We start from the raw sequence: 16,389 nt of genomic DNA, 5'->3' as shown, positions 1-16,389 counted from the left end.
CCTATCCCAGCCGCTGACGCCGCAACCGTGCCCGCGCCCGTCGCCCGAGGAACATCACCGGCCACGCCGCCGCGAACCCCGCACCGGCCGGGATCGCGTCCTGCCACGCGGGCGCGCCGATCGCGACCGTCTGCGGGTCGTGGTCGCCGACGCCCTGCCAACGCGACGGCGGCAGCACGACGACACGCACCTTCCCGACGACGTTGTCCACGGGTACGAGACCACCTTCGCGTCCGTCGCCCTGACACCGCGAGTCGCACGAGTCGTTGCGGTTGTCACCGAGCACGAACAGGTAGCCGTCCGGGATCTTCAACTCGGCGAAGGAGTCCTGCGACGAACTGCGTCCCGGCTCCCAGAAGATGTACGGCTCGTCGAGCGGCTTGCCGTCGACCGTCACGCGGTTCTTGTCGTCACAGCACTGCACGGTCTGCCCGCCGACGGCGATGACGCGCTTGACGAAGTCCTCTTCGTTCGCCTGCGGGAACCCGATCAGCGACGCGGCCTTCTGCAGTGCCCGCAGGATCGGGTTCTCCGGCTCCGGTGCGACGAAGTCCTGGTTGATCCACGTGTCCGGGCCGTGGAAGACGACCACGTCGCCGGGCGACGGGTCGGTGAAGTCGTACGTGATCTTGTCCACGAGCACACGGTCGCCGTAGCAGTTCGCGCAGCCGTGCAGCGTCTGCTCCATCGACTCGGACGGAATCATGTAGACCTTCGCGAGGAAGGTCTGGATGATGATCGCCAACACCACCGCGACACCGACCAGGATCGGCAACTCGCGCCAGAACGAGCCTTTCCGCTTCTCGTCCTTGCGCCCCCGTTTGGGCGAAGACTCGACCTCCTCCTCGCCTGAGGAGTGATCGGGTTCCTCGCCCGACGGGCCACGGGGTGCGACGTCTACCACGCTTCCAGCGTACCGATCAACCGTGTGAGGCCCTGGTCAACCGGTTGCGAAGCCTTCGGCCGAGGAAGAGGACGGGCCACGCCGCGGCAAGGCCCGCGCCCGCGGGAATGGCACCCTGCCAGGCGGGTGTGCCCAGCGCGACAGCCTGCGGGTTGTGGTCGCCGATCCCCTGCCAGCGCGACGGCGGCAGCACAATGACGCGCGCCTTCCCGATCACGTTGTCGACCGGGACGGTGCCCGCGACCCCGCCACCGCCCTGCTTTCGCGAGTCGGTGGAATTGGTGCGGTTGTCGCCCATCACCCAAAGGTGTCCTTCGGGCACTTTCACCGGTGCGAACGGCTCGTGGTCCTCGGGGCCGGTACCGGCCTGCCAGTAGATGTACGGCTCGTCCAGCGGTTTGCCGTCGACCTTGATCCGATGCTGGTCGTCGCAGCACTCGACGGTCTGACCGCCCACGGCGATGACCCGTTTGACGAAGTCGCGCTCGTCCGGCGGCGCGAGGCCGATCAGGGAGAGCACGGACTGGAGACCGGCCACGACCGGGTTGTCCGACCGCGCCGACTGGAAGTCGTTGTTGCCCCACGACTCGGGGCCTCTGAACACGACGACCTCACCGGGTTCGATGTCGGTGAAGTCGTAGACGAGCTTGTCGACCAGGACGCGGTCGTTGTTGCACCCCGGGCAGCCATGAAGCGTCTGTTCCATCGACTGCGAAGGGATCACGTACACGCGTGCCAGGAAAGTCTGGATCAAGACGGTGAGCACGAGGGCCGTGGCGCCGAGGATGAGCAACTCGCGCCAGAACGGCTGCTTCTTCTTGACCTTTCGGCCTTTACGGCCCGCGGTCGAGTCCTCAGAGGACTCGACCGCGGGATCACGACCGTCTTCGTCGGCGGAGCTGTGTACGGGTTCTGCCACAAGGGGCAGGCTACTGGCCGACGGTGAACCCGGCGTCAGGAGGCCGGCTTGGCCTCGCGCTTCTCCTTGATCTTGGCGGCCTTGCCGCGCAGGTCGCGCAGGTAGTACAGCTTCGCGCGACGCACGTCGCCGCGGGAGGCGACCTCGATCTCGGCGATGTTCGGGGAGTGCACCGGGAAGGTGCGCTCGACGCCGACACCGAACGAGACCTTGCGGACGGTGAAGGTCTCGCGGATGCCGCCGTTCTGGCGGCGGATCACGACGCCCTGGAACACCTGGACCCGCTCGCGGGAGCCCTCGATGACCCGGACGTGGACCTTCAGCGTGTCGCCCGGCCGGAAGCTCGGGATGTCGGAACGCAGCGACTGGGCGTCAAGAGCGTCCAGGGTGTTCATCGGTGGTCCGTCCTCGTCCTCACGTGTATTGCGTACTCCCCCACGAACGCGGTTCTGCCAAGGTGTCACACGCGATGGGGGCGGGCTTGCGGCGCACGCCGAACAGGTCGTTCCGGGTGCAGCAACCTGTCCAGTGTGCCAGACGCGCCGCTTCCGGACGAAATCGGGGTCAGCCCAGGCCCTCGAGCAACGCCCGGTCGTGCTTGTCGAACGCCTCGGCGGGCAGCGCGCCGAGCAGGTCCGGACGCCGCGCGGCGGTACGCCGCAACGCCTCGTCCCGGCGCCAACGGTCGATCGCCCGGTGGTTGCCCGACCGGAGCACGTCGGGCACGGCCAGGTCCCGCCACACTTCGGGCCGCGTGTACGACGGGCCTTCCAGCAGCCCGTCGGAGAACGAGTCCTGCGCGGCCGAGTCGGGATTGCCCAGCACGCCGGGCAGCAGGCGGACGACGGCCTCCACCATCACCAGCACGGCGACCTCGCCGCCGACGAGCACGTAGTCGCCGATCGAGACCTCGTCCACGCGCATGCGCCGGGACGCGTCGTCGACCACGCGCTGGTCGATGCCCTCGTACCGACCGCAGGCGAACACCAGGCGCGACTCGGCCGCGTACTCGTGCGCGAGTTCCTGGGTGAAAGGCCGCCCCGCGGGCGTGGGCACGATGAGCCTGGGCGGCACGTCACCCGCGCACACCTCGTCCAGGGCCTCACCCCACACCTGGGGCTTCATGACCATGCCCGGTCCGCCGCCGTAAGGGCTGTCGTCCACGGCCTTGTGCACGTCGTGCGTCCAGTCACGCAGGTCGTGCACGGCGACGTCGAGAAGTCCTTTGTCGATGGCCTTGCCGAGCAACGCGGCGCGCAACGGCTGGAGGTACTCGGGAAAGATCGTGACGACGTCAATCCGCATCGAGCAGGCCCTCTGGCGGGTCGAGCACCACGCGTCGGGCCGTGACGTCCACGGTCGGCACGATCTCCCGCACGAAGGGGACCAGCGCGTCCGCGCCGCCCTCGCGGCGGACGACCAGCAGCTCGCCGCCCGGACCGTGCACGATCTCGCGCACGGTGCCGATCACCGTGCCGTCGAGCAGTTCGACGTTCAGCCCTTCGAGTTCGTGGTCGTAGAACTCGTCCGGGTCGCCCGTCGGGGGCAGGTCGGCGGTACTGCCCAGCAGCAAGGTGCCGCGCAACGTCTCCGCGACATCCCTGGTCACCACTTCCTCGAAACGCACCAGCAGCCGCCCGGCGTGGTGCCGGGCGGCTGTGACGGTGAGGTCGCGGGACGTGCCGTCACGCAGTTTCGCGTTGAGGACCGAGCCCTCGGCGAACCGCGTGTCCGGCGAGTCGGTGCGCACGTCGACGGCGAGTTCGCCGGTGATGCCGTGCGCCTTGGCCACGCGGCCGACGACTACGTCCATGCGTGTGCTCAGCGGTCGGTGTCGACCACGTCGACACGCACGCCACGACCGCCGATGCCGGCCATGACCGTGCGCAGCGCCGTCGCGGTGCGACCACTGCGGCCGATCACCTTGCCGAGGTCGTCCGGGTGGACGTGCACCTCGAGCGTGCGACCACGCCGCGTCGTGACCAGGTTGACCCGCACGTCGTCCGGGTGGTCGACGATGCCCCGAACGAGGTGTTCGAGTGCGTCAGCCAACAGGCTCACGCCTCGTCCTTCGCCTCGGCGGCAGGCTCGGCGTCGGCCTTCTTGGCGGCCCGCTTCTTCGGCGTGGTCGCCTCGGTGGTGGGCTCCTCGCCGGCGGCGGCGAGCGCGGCGGCGAACAGGTCGGCCTTGCTGGGCTTGGGCTCGCGGACCTTCAGCGTGCCCTCGGCACCCGGCAGACCCTTGAACTTCTGCCAGTCGCCGGTGATCTCCAGGAGGCGCTGCACGGGCTCGGTCGGCTGAGCACCGACGCCGAGCCAGTACTGCGCGCGGTCGGTGTCGACCTGGATGAACGACGGCTCTTCCTTCGGGTGGTACTTGCCGATCGTCTCGATGGCCTTGCCGTTGCGACGGGTGCGCGAGTCGGCGACGACGATCCGGTAGTACGGCTGACGGATCTTGCCAAGCCGCTGAAGCTTGATCTTGACGGCCACGGGTTCCGGTGCTCCCTAAAGCTGAGTGCCTACGTGCGGGCGCTCCCGCCCGCGTGGGGCACGGGTGGGAAAGCCCAGGTGTCTGGGGCGCCATGGCACGGTGAGAGGGACCGACCTCGGCGAACAGCCAATCATTCTGCCAGACGAACTCAAGCGGTCACGAATCGGCCCGGTGTGAGGCCCGCTTCGGTGAGGGCGTGCCGCACCGCACGGGCATGCCCGACCGCTCCCGGCGTGTCCCCGTGCAGGCACACGGAGTCGATCTCCACCGTGAGCACGGTGCCGTCGACAGCGGTCAATCGCCCGTCGCGGGCGATGCCGAGAACGCGGTCGACGACCGCGTCGGTGTCACGGAGCAGCGCACCGTCGCGATTTCTCGGCACAAGCACTCCATCGGGTGTGTAGCCGCGGTCCGCGAACGCTTCCCGTACCGGGCGCAGTCCCGCGCGTTCGGCCTCGGCGAGCAACAACGAGCCCGGCAGTCCCAGCACCGGCAGCGGACCGAACGCGCGCACGCCGTCCACCACGGCGGCGGCCTGGACCTGGTGGTGCACGGTGGCGTTGTACAGCGCACCGTGCGGCTTGACGTACGAGACGGACGTCCCGGCCGCGCGGGCACACGCGTCGAGCGCGCCGATCTGGTAGAGCACCTCGTCGGCCAACTCGCGGGGGTCCGCGTCGATGAACCGTCGTCCGAAACCCGCCAGGTCCCGGTACGACACCTGTGCGCCGACGGCGACACCGCGCTCCGCCGCACGCGCGCACACCGAACGCATCGTGGACGGGTCGCCGGCGTGGAAGCCGCACGCGACGTTCGCGCTGGTCACGACCTCCAGCAATGCGTCGTCGTCACCAAGTCGCCAGATGCCGAAGCCCTCGCCGAGATCGCTGTTGAGATCGATCACGCGGACACCACCCCGAGGGAGACGAGCAGCAGCATGAGACCGGGCAGGAAGTTGTTGATCACGTGCGCGACGACGCTCGCGGTCAGTCGCCGGGTGATCAGACGGGCGATCCCGATGGGCAGCGCGATGACGATGAGCAGCGACGTCCGCAGGGGTTCGAGGTGTCCGGCGGCGAAGATCAGGGTGGTGAGGACGAACGCGGCCCACCGGCTCCAGCCCTGGCGTTCGATCGCGCCCCACAGCAGGCCCCGGTAGATCAGCTCCTCGCACACCGGGCCGAGGAAGCACACGTAGACGAACATGCCGATGGCCGCGCCGAGCGGAAGGGCGGTTCCGTCGACGAGTTCACCGATGGCCGATGTGGCGTTCTGGTCCCCCACGAGACGCGACCACAGCAGCGCGGCCACGTAGGTCAGGACCAGGCCGAGGAAACCAAGCTTCAACCCGACCTTGACGTCGGCCCAGTTCCAGTGAAGACGCAAGTCGACCAGTGGTCCGTTTCCGCGGACCCGGGTGATGACGACCGCGAGCGTGGCGGCGAGCACCGTCGGCAGTATCGACCCGACCAGGACGAACGCCACCGAGCCGCCGATGTCGGTCCCGGACGTGCGCGCCAACGCGGTGATGAACACCGCGGTGAGCACGAACACCGCCTCGACGAGCAGGAACGCTCCGAAGCCCCAACGCTGCCCGGTCCGTTCGGGCTCGGGCTCGCGTCCGGCCGCGCGGACGCCGGCGATCAGCCCTGTGGGGGGTTCGTCCGGTGGGTTCACAGCCGTCCACCCTAGTCAGAAGGCCCCGACGCACCGGCGGGGACGAGGTTGTCGACCACGTGCGCCACCACGCTTGCCGCGATCCGTCCGCTGATCGCCCTCGCGGCACCGATGGCGGGTGACCGCGCGGGGAGGGCCATGATCCGACACGGCTGTCGTCGACGGGACACGGGGATCGAGGTCCCCTGATATCGGATGCCGTACTCGGACGTGATTCCGGCGGGCATGCGAAGCGGACGGCTCGGCGGCACGCTCCCGGATACCCGGCTCGGCGGTGGACCCCACCCCGTCGGATCCAGGGTGGAGGCGGGCATGCGTCGGGCAGGCGGGTCCAAGACTCCTGGTACGCCCGTTTCGCTCCACTTGACCGAACGTAGCGGCCATGCGGAGGCCATGGGGCCGGAGGTCCGGCCAAGATCACCCCGACGGCCGCCGCGGGGGTGGGGAATTCCGCATCCGCCGACGAGTTGTCCACAGGGGGTCCGGTTGTCCACAGCTCCGAAGATCCCCGAAGACAACCCCCGCCCCCGATGCTTCACTGGTCCCCAGAACCCGCTCCACCGGTGAAACGAGCGGCATGGGAAAGACGCGGGGGGCCCACCCGAAAGGCACCCCGCCAGGAGTCGATCACGGTCACGGGATGCCGGGATGCCGGGATCGACCCTCACACGAGGACCGGGATGGTGACCGGTCCACCGGGGCGCACTCGACGAGCGACGCCGACGGTCGGCGGGCCCACGACCGCCGGCGGTCGCGAGTCAGTGGATCCTGCCCCGCAGCATGACGAGCCTGGGGTGGCGCAGGGTCGTCAGCGCAGTACGAGGGTCATCGTCGTAGACGACGATGTCGGCGGCCGCACCCTCGACCAGTCCCGGGTGGCCCAGCCAGGCCCTCGCCGCCCACGAGGCGGCGGCGAGGGCCTGGTGGCCCGTCATGCCCACCCCATGAAGCGCCTCGATCTCGTCCACGATGCGACCGTGGGCGATACCGCCACCCGCATCGGTGCCGGCGTACACGGGTACGCCGGCCTCGATCGCGGCCCCGATGGTCCGCTTGCTACGCGAATAGAGGTCACGCATGTGCTGTTGATAGGCCGGGTACTTGCCCGCGTCCGAGGCGATTCCCGGGAAGTTCTCGATGTTGATCAAGGTGGGGACCAGGGCCGTGCCCGCCGATGCCATCAGGTCGATGGTGTCGTCGGTCAGTCCGGTGCCGTGTTCGACGCAGTCGATCCCGGCTGCCAGCAGACCTGGCAGAGCGGCTTCGCCGAACACGTGCGCGGTCACCCGCGCGCCCGCGTCGTGGGCGACCTTGATCGCGTCGCGGAGGACGTCGTCGGACCACAGCGGTTCGAGGTCGCCGGTCGTGCGGTCGATCCAGTCTCCGACGAGCTTGATCCAGCCGTCGCCGTACTGGATCTGCTCGGCCACCGCGGTCGGGAGGTCGGACTCGCGTTCCACCTCGACGCCGAGGTAGCGCAGGTAGCGCTTCGGTCGGGCGATGTGCCGACCCGCCCGGACGATCCTGGGCAGGTCAAGCCGTTCCTGGAGCGGGCGGGTGTCCAGCGGCGAGCCGCAGTCGCGGATGAGGAGCGTGCCCGTGTCACGGTCGATCCGCGCCTGCTCCACGGCCTCAGGGAGCGGGACGGCTCCCTCGGCGCCGAGGCCGACGTGGCAGTGCGCGTCGACCAGACCCGGCACGAAGTAGCCGCGGTCGACGACCGTCGTCGCGCCGAAAACGCGCTCGGTGCGGATGCGACCGTTGACCACCCAGAGGTCGGTCTCGTGCCCGTCCGGAAGGACGACGCCGCGCAGGTGCAGGCCGGTCACTTGCCGAACTTCAGCTTCGACGGGTCGAAGCCGGGCGGCAGCTGGTCGAGTCCGCCGAGCCCCGGCGGGAGTTCCGGCATGCCACCGGGCGTGCCACCGGGCATCCCACCGCCGGGCATCGCGCCCGGGAGCATGCCGGGCATGCCCGGGAAGCCGCCGCGCATCTTGGGCGGCGTGGGGCCGCGACCGCCCTTGCCCTTCTTCCCCTTCTTGCCCTTCCCCTTGCGATTGGAGGACCGCCCGCCCGGCAGGCCGAAGCGACCGGCCATCTGGGACATCATCTTGCGGGCTTCGAAGAAGCGGTTGACCAGTTCGTTGACGTCGCTGACCTTCACGCCCGAACCGTTGGCGATGCGCAGTCGGCGGGACGCGTTGATGATCTTCGGGTCGTCGCGCTCGGCCGGGGTCATGCCGCGGATGATGGCCTGGACCCGGTCGAGGTGCTTCTCGTCGAGCATGGCCAACTGGTCCTTCATCTGGCCCGCGCCGGGGAGCATGCCCAGCAGGTTCGCGATGGGCCCCATCTTGCGGATGGCCAGCATCTGCTCGAGGAAGTCCTCCAGGGTCAGCTGACCCGAGCCGAGCTTCTGGGCGGTCGCCTCTGCCTGCTCGGCATCGAACGCCTGCTCGGCCTGCTCGATGAGGGTGAGCACGTCGCCCATGCCGAGGATGCGCGAGGCCATCCGGTCGGGGTGGAAGACGTCGAAGTCCTCGAGCTTCTCCCCGTTGGAAGCGAACATGATGGGCTGGCCGGTCAGCTCGCGGACGCTCAGCGCGGCACCACCGCGGGCGTCGCCGTCGAGCTTGGTCAGGACCACGCCGGTGAAGCCGACGCCGTCGCGGAACGCGGTCGCGGTGTTGACCGCGTCCTGGCCGATCATCGCGTCGACGACGAACAGGACCTCGTCCGGCTGGACGGCGGCGCGGATGTCGATGGCCTGGCGCATCATCTCCTCGTCGACACCGAGACGACCGGCCGTGTCGACGATGACGATGTCGTGCTGCGCGCGCTTGGCCTCGTCGATGCCGCGGCGGGAAACGTCGACCGGGTCGCCGACACCGTTGCCCGGTTCCGGCGCGAACACGGGCACGCCCGCGCGTTCACCGACGACCTGGAGCTGGGTCACCGCGTTGGGGCGCTGGAGGTCGCAGGCGACCAGCATCGGCGTGTGGCCCTGGCTCTTGAGCCAGCGCGCCAGCTTGCCCGCGAGGGTGGTCTTGCCGGCGCCCTGGAGGCCGGCGAGCATGATCACGGTGGGCGGGTTCTTCGCCAGGTCGAGCCTGCGGGTCTCGCCGCCGAGGATCGCGACCAGTTCCTCGTTGACGATCTTGACGACCTGCTGGGCGGGGTTGAGGGCCTGGGAGACCTCGGTGCCCTTGGCGCGGTCCTTGACCTTCGCGATGAACGCGCGCACGACCGGCAGCGCGACGTCGGCCTCGAGCAGGGCCACCCGGATCTCGCGCGCGGTCGCGTCGACGTCTGCCTCGGACAGCCGACCTTTGCCCCGCAGGTTTTGCAGGACCGAGGTGAGCCGGTCGGAAAGCGTGTTGAACACGAGACCTCGCACGTCGTCACAGGAAACCGGTAAGGACCACCGTCCAGGGTAGCCGCCCGGTCTCAGGCGGGTGTCACGGACAGTCGGAGCCGGTCGGCACGGGTGAGCACGGTCAACGCCTGCCAGCCGCGGGGCGGGCGGCCGGCGGCGAACAGGACGCGGAGGCGCTGGGCACGGCGCACGTGTCGGGAGAACGAACGCGAACGGATCAGTCGGCCGCGGTGGACCTGTCCGGACAGCGCCTCCTCGGGGCTGACGTCGAGCCAGAGGAAGTGCCGCGCCCGGCCGGTGAGCAGGCCGACCGCGACGAGCCCGATCCGCGTGGTGCCGCGGGTCGAGGGTTCGTGCACCAGCAGCAGGCCGGACGAGGTGAGCGCGAACCACACGATGCGCAGGCGGTGCACGAGGTGCACGACGGGACGGTAGATGCGGTAAGGGAGCGTCGACGGCAGCAGCGCACGCAGCCGTGAACGCACTTGGTCGGAGTCCAGCACCACAGCGGACGCGCCTCCGGTGTCGACTCCCGCAAGCAGCGTCGTCTTCCCCGCTCCCGGCAGACCGGCCAGCACGACCAGCGAGCGCGGCGCAACGGCGACGGCGGTCATCGCTTCCATGCTAATTGAGACGTTTCGGACGCCGGAGCGTTCCGGTGGTGTGAGTCGGTGGGACGGGATGTACGGCGCCCGGACGCACGGCGCCCGGTGGCGATCCAACCCCTCAGTGGATCGCCACCGGACGACCTTGTGTGACGTGCTCACCGCCCGACCCCCTGGTTCGGGCGTCCCCCCGCGTCACGCGGACAGCCTCTCGCGTCTGGACCGATCGACGGCAGCGCAAGCACCCCGATCGGTTGTGCGTAGACCTACGCAAGTTCGCCGACATGTGCGATGGCCGGGTCGCGAGCGATCCGGCGGCGACGGCCTGTGGGTGAGCGGCAGCCGGCGGGAGGCGGAAGGTCGGGGCGACCTACCCGGCGGGCCATGTGGGCAGGGGCGTCCGTGGGCAGGGGCGTCGGTGGGCAGGGTGACGGAAGGCGGGGGTCTCGGCGGGTTCTGATCCGGACGCGAATCGGAAGCCGGTGAGGTCGGGCCGCACGTGGGACGAGTACCGAGGTGAACACGAACGTGAGCGCCGCGGCCGCAAGCCGACAGCCGGTTGGGCATGGACGCGGGAGCAGCTCGGGACTCGGGACTCGGGACTCGGGACTCGGGACTCGGGACTCGGGACTCGGGAAATGATGGTGTGTGCGGTGGTCGGGGTGCCAGGTCGGCGCCGGGGTCAATGTGCGGCTTGTAGGACGGCGTGCTCGATCCGTGCCCGGTGATCCGGGTCGAGGGTGGGGGCCGTCAGGGCGAAGGAGTCGACCACCGTGGAGCCCAGGGTGGCGACGCGGGCCCAGCGGATGTCCGCGCCGCAGCGTTCCAACGCGTCCGCCACGTGGTGCAGCAGGCCGATCCGGTCGGGGGCGCGTAGTTCCAGGACCACGGCTCCCGTCGACTCGTCGTCGAACCACAGGATCTTCGCCGGGGGTGCGTCCGCGGGCGGGCCGCCGTAGTCGCGTTCCTTAGCCGCCAGCTTCTCCGGCAAGGACAGGCTGCCGTCCAGTGCACGGGACAACTGTTCACGCAGCAGCGCCACGTCCGGCAAGGAGCCGAAGCGCGGCGAGACGGTGAACGCGTCGACCGCCGCGCCCTCGTACGAACGCAGCGTCGCGGCGTGGACTTCGAGGGAGTTCAGCGCCAGCACGCCCGCCGCCCGGGAAAGGGTGCCGGGGCGGTCGGGGGCGGCGACGGTCACCGTGGTCGTTCCGTCGGTCGTCGTGATGACCACGTCCGGGCGACCGGTCGTCACCACGGTCGTCGCCAGGGTCCTGCTGATGTCGTCGAGCGGTTCCGGTCCGGGGAGCGGGTCTCCGGCCATGGCGGTGCGGCAGCGGTGGACCAGGTCGGCCATCAGGGACGCCTTCCAGTCGGTCCAGGTGCCCGGACCGGTGGCGAGGGCGTCGGCCTCCGCCAGGGCGTGCAGCAGTTCGAGGAGGACCGGGTCGCCGTCCAGCGTCTCGACCACGCGGTGGACCGTCGCCTCGTCCTCGACGTCACGCCGGGTCGCGGTGTGCGGGAGCAGCAGGTGGTGGCGGACCATCGCGGTGAGGAGCCGGATGTCGTGCGGCCACAGGCCCAGGCGTTCGCCGATCTGCGTCGCGAGCGCCGCGCCCACCTCGGAGTGGTCCGCCTGGCGGCCCTTGCCGATGTCGTGGACGAGCGTGCCCAGCAGGAGCAGGTCCGGACGGGAGACGCGGGTGGCCAGGCGCGAAGCGTGCGCGGTGGCCACCACGAGGTGCCGATCGACCGTCCACATGTGCGCGGCGTCGCGGGGCGGCAGGTCGCGCACCGCGCCCCACTCCGGAAACAACCGGCCCCACAGTCCGGTTCGGTCGAGGGCTTCGACGACGTCGATCAGGCCCGTGCCGGCGCCGAGCAGGGACAGCAGCTCCTCGCGGGCTTCGCGCGGCCAGGGCTTGCGCAGTTCGGGGGCCGAGTCGGCGAGCCGGGCCAGCGTGCCGGGCGCCACCGGGTGATTGGTACGGGCCGCGGCACCGGCCACGCGGAGCAGCAACGCGGGATCGCGGGCCGGGTGGGCGTCCCGGGCGAGCGCCACCTCGTTGCCATGCAGCACGACGCCCTCGTCGAGCGGACGACGGGTCGGGGTACGGCGCAACGCGAACAGGCCGCGTTTCGGTACCGCCGCCCGCGCGGTGCGCAGCGCCACGTCGACGGAGTACGCGACGGTACGCGCGGCCGACGACAGCGCACGGGCCAGGGCGAAACGATCGGGAAGGTCCAACGCCGCAGCTACCTCGTCGCCGTCCTGGGCACGGAGCACGTCACGCGGCCGGCCCGCGACCCGTCGCAGCTCGGTGCGCACGTCGAGCAGCAACGCACGAGCGTCCGTGACATCGACGCCCGGACGGTCGATCAGCTGCGCGATGGCCAACCCGTCGAGCAGCGTCAGGTCACGCAATCCGCCTCGGCCGTGCTTGATGTCCGGCTCGACGCGGTGCGCGATCTCGCCGCTGCGCACCCAACGGCGACGCGCGGACTCGGTCATCTCGTCGAGCCTGGTGCGCACCCCGGCACGCCACGCCTGACGCGCGCTGTCGGCGAGACGGCGTGCCACCTCGGTGTCACCGGCCAGGTACCGCAGGTCGAGCAGTCCCGTCGCGGTGCGCAGATCGGTCGACGCGACGCGCAACGCCTCGCCGACCGTGCGTACCGAGTGGTCGAGGCCGATGCCCGAGTTCCACAGCGGGTACCACAGCCGCTCGGAGATCGCCTTGACGTCCTTGCGTCCGGTGTGGACCAGCACCAGGTCGAGGTCCGAGTACGGCACCAGCTCGCACCGGCCCAGCCCGCCGACCGCGACCAGCGCCACGCCCGGCCCGTCGACACCGGACTGCGCGGCGTGCGCGGCGAGCCAGAACTCGTGCAGGTCGACCAACGCCTCGCGCAACGCCTCGCCGGTCAGCCGCCGACGACCCGGCCCGAGCAGGCGATCACGTGCCCGGACCAGGTCGTCGGCCGTGACGACGGCCGGCTCGATGTGCTCCATGCGGCCGGTCCTCCCGGGTTACAGGGCGTCCGTTCCGCGTTCGCCGGTGCGCACCCGGACCACGGTGTCGACGGGGGTGACCCAGACCTTGCCGTCGCCGATCTTGCCGGTGCGCGCGGCGTCGACGACGGCGTCGATGACCTTGTCCACGGCCGAGTCGTCGACCAGCACCTCGACCCGCAGCTTGGGCACGAAGTCGACGGCGTACTCGGCACCCCGGTAGACCTCGGTGTGGCCCTTCTGCCGGCCGTAGCCCTGGACCTCGCTGACGGTCATGCCCAGCACACCGAGCTGTTCGAGGGCTGTCTTGACGTCGTCGAGCGTGAACGGCTTGACGATGGCGGTGACCAGCTTCATGACTTGGTGCTCCCCTCCAGGACGGCGGCCGCACCGGCCGCGACGCTCGGCCGCGCGGTGCCCCGCGAGCCGGTCAGGACGCCGTGCTCGTACGCGGATTCGGCGTGCTCGGCCTCGTCGATGCCGTCGACCTCGGCCTCCTTGTCGAGCCGGAACCCGACAGTGATCTTGACCAGCCAGCCGAGCGCGAGGCTGAGCACGAACGAGTAGGCGAGCACCGCGCCCGCGCCGACGGCCTGGCGCCACAGCTGGTCGACGCCGCCACCGTAGAAGAGGCCGTCGATGCCCGCCGGCGCGGCGGAACTCGCGAAGAACCCGATCAGGATCGTGCCGGACAGGCCGCCGACGAGGTGCACGCCGACGACGTCGAGTGAGTCGTCGAACCCGTACCGGTACTTGAGGCCGACCGCGAGCGCGCACAACGCACCGGTGATCGCACCGACGCCGATCGCGCCCAGCGGCGTCACCGCCGAGCACGCGGGCGTGATCGCGACCAGGCCGGCGACGATGCCGGACGCGGCACCGAGCGTGGTGGCGTGACCGTCGCGGACGCGTTCCACAACGAGCCACGCGAGCATCGCCGCGGAGGTGGCGACGAGCGTGTTGACGAACGTGACACCGGCCGTGGCGTTGGCCCCGACCGCGGACCCGGAGTTGAACCCGAACCAGCCGAAGAACAGCAGGCCGGCGCCGAGCACGACCAACGGCAGGCTGTGCGGCTTCATCCGGTCCTTCGGCCAGCCGACGCGCTTGCCGAGCACGAGCGCGAGGGCGAGTCCGGCCGCGCCCGCGTTGATGTGCACGGCCGTCCCACCGGCGAAGTCGATCGCGGCGAGCTTGTTGGCGATCCAGCCGCCCGGGTCGACGACGGCGCCGGACGTGTCCTTGCCGTCGAAGTCGAACACCCAGTGCGCCACCGGGAAGTACACGACGATCGACCACAACCCGGCGAACAGCAGCCACGGCCCGAACCGCGCGCGGTCGGCGATCGCACCGGAGATCAGCGCGACGGTGATGATCGCGAACATGGCCTGGAAGGCGACGAAGACCGTCGTCGGCACTGTGCCGGTCACCGCGTCCTTGCCCAAGAGCCCGTCGAGGCCGAAGAACTCGAACGGTTTGCCGAGCAGACCGCCGCCGACGTCCGTGCCGAACGTGGCCGAGTAGCCGACCAGCACCCAGAGCACACCGACGACGCCGATCGCGCCCAGGCTCATCATCATCATGTTGAGCACGCTCTTCGCCCGGACCATGCCCCCGTAGAAGAACGCGAGTCCGGGCGTCATCAACAGCACGAGGGCGGAACTGGTGAGCAACCAGGCGGTGTCCCCTGTATCCACGTCGACCTCCACAGGCACGTCGGTTGCCGGGAAGCATCGGTACGCGCTGTTTCCGGGGCCGTCGTCGGAGGTTTCCGCGCGGTGAACTGTCGCGGGTCCGGTGTTACAGGAAGGTTTCCGGTGAGGGACGGCCGTTCGTGGCCGCCGGAATCGACGGCCACGAACGGTGAGGCGTTACCTCGATCGGGGGTTACCCGCGAGAGAGTCGCGCGGTGGTGCTCGCCTTGGCCGCGAACACGGTCGGGTCGACGGCCGCGCATCGTGTGCCGGCCGCCGGGAGCGTGAGGTCCACGAGGTACTTGTCGGACGCGCCCGACATGCACGTGCTGTGGTAGTAGGTGACGTGTCCCCAGCCCTCGTAGGTCAGCAGGACGGTCTTGTTCCGGTTCTGCCGGTTGGCGCCCACGGCCCACTCGTACGAGGTCGACGGGTCGTGGAGGCTGTTCGACAGGAGGATCTTCGGCGAGTCGGACAGGTCGACGCGCCGCTGCGGGTTGGTCGCGTCGGGCAGGCCGACGCACCCGGAGATCGCGTACAGGCCGAGCATGCCGCCCCGCAGGGACGGCGCGACCTGGTTCGCCCGCCGCACCAGCGCCGCGTACTCCGGGTAGGAGCGCACGCGGAACTGCCAGTCCTGGCAGAACGCCGGCTGGAACGCGACCGGCACGGGCTGCGGCCTGGTGAGTTCCAGCGAGATCATCTGCTCGGCCAGCGGCGCCCAGTCCGGGTAATAGAGCATGTCGAACGCGAAGTGCACCAACTCCGCGGCGGTGATCCGCCGGGTCGGCTCACGCGGGTCGACGACCTCGCCCCGGTCGGCCTTGGCGAGCAGGCCGCTCCAGTACTTCCGGACGTCCTGCCCGTGCAGCGCGCAGCGTTCGTCGCGGTCGCACCACTTCACGAACTCGCCGAACGAATCCTCGGCGGCGGCCGCCTGCGTCTCGTTGAACCGTGACGTGGTCAGCGACCGGTCCATGACCGAGTCGAGGGACATGGCACGGACCTTGTCCCCGTACCGCTCCGCGTACTGCTGGCCGAGCGAGGTGCCGAAGGACGCGCCCCAGAAATTGATCTTCTTCTCGCCCAGGGACTTGCGCAACGCGTCCATGTCGTCGATGACCGCGCTCGTGTCGAGGTGGTCGTACAACGGGCCGGTGCGGGCCCGGCAGTCGGCGGCGAGTCGCCGGTTGTACCGGCCCAGGGCATCGAACTCGGCGGCCGTCGTCGGACGTCCCGGACGGGCGGCGAGCAACGCCGGGTCGCACGTGACACCCGAGCTGCGGGCGACGCCACGCGGGTCGAACCCGATGATGTCGAACCGGTCGAGGACGTCGGGACCGAACCACCACGCCGCGTCGAAGGCGAAGTTCACCCCGGACACGCCGGGGCCGCCGGGGTTGATCAGCAGCACGCCGATGCGCTTGGCCGGGTCCGCTGCCTTGCGCCGGGCGACGGCCAGGTCGAACTTCGCACCACGCGGCGAGTTCCAGTCGATCGGCAGGCGCAGGGTCCCGCACTCGACCTCGGTCGTCTCGGGGCACGCGGCCCACTCGACGGCCGCGGGCCGGCTCTCGGGCGCCGCCGTCGCGGTCACGGCGGTGCCGACGACGAGCGCCGTGACGGCCGTCAAGCCGCCCAACGCCCGGATCACAGATCGCACAGGTGTCCTCCAGGGGTTCATCCGGTCGGCGGCGGCCGCGCGACG

The 16,389-nt window shown here is 70.4% G+C and carries 16 protein-coding genes; all 16 read right to left on the bottom strand.

Features of this window, described 5'->3' with window-relative positions; translation table 11 throughout:
* Window position 1: 1 nt before the first annotated feature.
* The 16 genes from lepB (F4559_RS06470) to F4559_RS06395 all read right to left on the bottom strand — a co-directional run bounded on the left by lepB (F4559_RS06470) (window position 2) and on the right by F4559_RS06395 (window position 16,344).
* On the bottom strand, window positions 2-904 hold the full coding sequence (gene lepB / locus F4559_RS06470; RefSeq protein ID WP_184666675.1) for a signal peptidase I: 903 nt from the start codon (window positions 902-904) through the stop codon (window positions 2-4).
* A 16-nt stretch (window positions 905-920) separates the two neighbouring features.
* Complete coding sequence (gene lepB, locus F4559_RS06465) at window positions 921-1,823, bottom strand: signal peptidase I (RefSeq protein ID WP_184666674.1); 903 nt, start codon at window positions 1,821-1,823, stop codon at window positions 921-923.
* Between the two features lie 35 nt (window positions 1,824-1,858).
* Window positions 1,859-2,218: a 50S ribosomal protein L19 gene (gene rplS / locus F4559_RS06460; protein WP_184666673.1), complete on the bottom strand. Its 360-nt coding sequence runs from the start codon at window positions 2,216-2,218 to the stop codon at window positions 1,859-1,861.
* 169 nt (window positions 2,219-2,387) lie between these two features.
* Window positions 2,388-3,128 (bottom strand): tRNA (guanosine(37)-N1)-methyltransferase TrmD, encoded by a 741-nt coding sequence (gene trmD / locus F4559_RS06455; RefSeq protein ID WP_184666672.1) that lies wholly within the window; start codon window positions 3,126-3,128, stop codon window positions 2,388-2,390.
* Window positions 3,118-3,636, bottom strand: a complete 519-nt coding sequence (rimM, locus tag F4559_RS06450) for a ribosome maturation factor RimM (protein WP_184666671.1) — start codon at window positions 3,634-3,636, stop codon at window positions 3,118-3,120. The genes trmD and rimM overlap by 11 nt, the downstream gene beginning before the upstream one ends.
* Window positions 3,637-3,644: 8 nt before the next feature.
* Window positions 3,645-3,884, bottom strand: a complete 240-nt coding sequence (locus F4559_RS06445) for an RNA-binding protein (protein WP_015104447.1) — start codon at window positions 3,882-3,884, stop codon at window positions 3,645-3,647.
* Window positions 3,881-4,315 (bottom strand): 30S ribosomal protein S16, encoded by a 435-nt coding sequence (gene rpsP, locus F4559_RS06440; RefSeq protein ID WP_184666670.1) that lies wholly within the window; start codon window positions 4,313-4,315, stop codon window positions 3,881-3,883. Before rpsP ends, F4559_RS06445 begins: the two co-directional genes overlap by 4 nt.
* A gap of 149 nt (window positions 4,316-4,464) precedes the next feature.
* The gene (locus tag F4559_RS06435; protein ID WP_184666669.1) at window positions 4,465-5,220 is read right to left on the bottom strand and encodes a LamB/YcsF family protein; all 756 of its coding nucleotides are present in this window, start codon (window positions 5,218-5,220) and stop codon (window positions 4,465-4,467) included.
* Window positions 5,217-5,993 carry a CPBP family intramembrane glutamic endopeptidase gene (locus F4559_RS06430; RefSeq protein WP_184666668.1) on the bottom strand — a complete coding sequence of 259 codons (777 nt, stop codon included), beginning with the start codon at window positions 5,991-5,993 and terminating at the stop codon, window positions 5,217-5,219. Before F4559_RS06430 ends, F4559_RS06435 begins: the two co-directional genes overlap by 4 nt.
* Window positions 5,994-6,751: 758 nt before the next feature.
* The gene (locus F4559_RS06425; protein ID WP_184666667.1) at window positions 6,752-7,822 is read right to left on the bottom strand and encodes an amidohydrolase family protein; all 1,071 of its coding nucleotides are present in this window, start codon (window positions 7,820-7,822) and stop codon (window positions 6,752-6,754) included.
* Complete coding sequence (ffh, locus tag F4559_RS06420) at window positions 7,819-9,378, bottom strand: signal recognition particle protein (protein WP_184675498.1); 1,560 nt, start codon at window positions 9,376-9,378, stop codon at window positions 7,819-7,821. The genes F4559_RS06425 and ffh overlap by 4 nt, the downstream gene beginning before the upstream one ends.
* Before the next feature lie 62 nt (window positions 9,379-9,440).
* Window positions 9,441-9,983, bottom strand: coding sequence for an AAA family ATPase (locus tag F4559_RS06415; protein ID WP_312865486.1), 543 nt, complete (start codon window positions 9,981-9,983; stop codon window positions 9,441-9,443).
* Window positions 9,984-10,656: 673 nt separating this feature from the next.
* Entirely contained in the window at window positions 10,657-12,987 is a 2,331-nt protein-coding gene (locus F4559_RS06410; protein WP_184666665.1) for a [protein-PII] uridylyltransferase, read from the bottom strand.
* Window positions 12,988-13,005: 18 nt separating this feature from the next.
* Entirely contained in the window at window positions 13,006-13,344 is a 339-nt protein-coding gene (locus F4559_RS06405) for a P-II family nitrogen regulator (RefSeq protein ID WP_184666664.1), read from the bottom strand.
* Entirely contained in the window at window positions 13,341-14,684 is a 1,344-nt protein-coding gene (locus F4559_RS06400) for an ammonium transporter (protein ID WP_184666663.1), read from the bottom strand. Before F4559_RS06400 ends, F4559_RS06405 begins: the two co-directional genes overlap by 4 nt.
* A gap of 190 nt (window positions 14,685-14,874) precedes the next feature.
* Window positions 14,875-16,344: an alpha/beta fold hydrolase gene (locus F4559_RS06395; protein ID WP_184666662.1), complete on the bottom strand. Its 1,470-nt coding sequence runs from the start codon at window positions 16,342-16,344 to the stop codon at window positions 14,875-14,877.
* Between the last annotated feature and the right edge of the window lie 45 nt (window positions 16,345-16,389).

The sequence above is a fragment of the Saccharothrix violaceirubra genome (genome assembly GCF_014203755.1).
GTDB lineage: Bacteria > Actinomycetota > Actinomycetes > Mycobacteriales > Pseudonocardiaceae > Actinosynnema > Actinosynnema violaceirubrum.
This window is presented reverse-complemented; position numbering and strand designations above follow the sequence as displayed.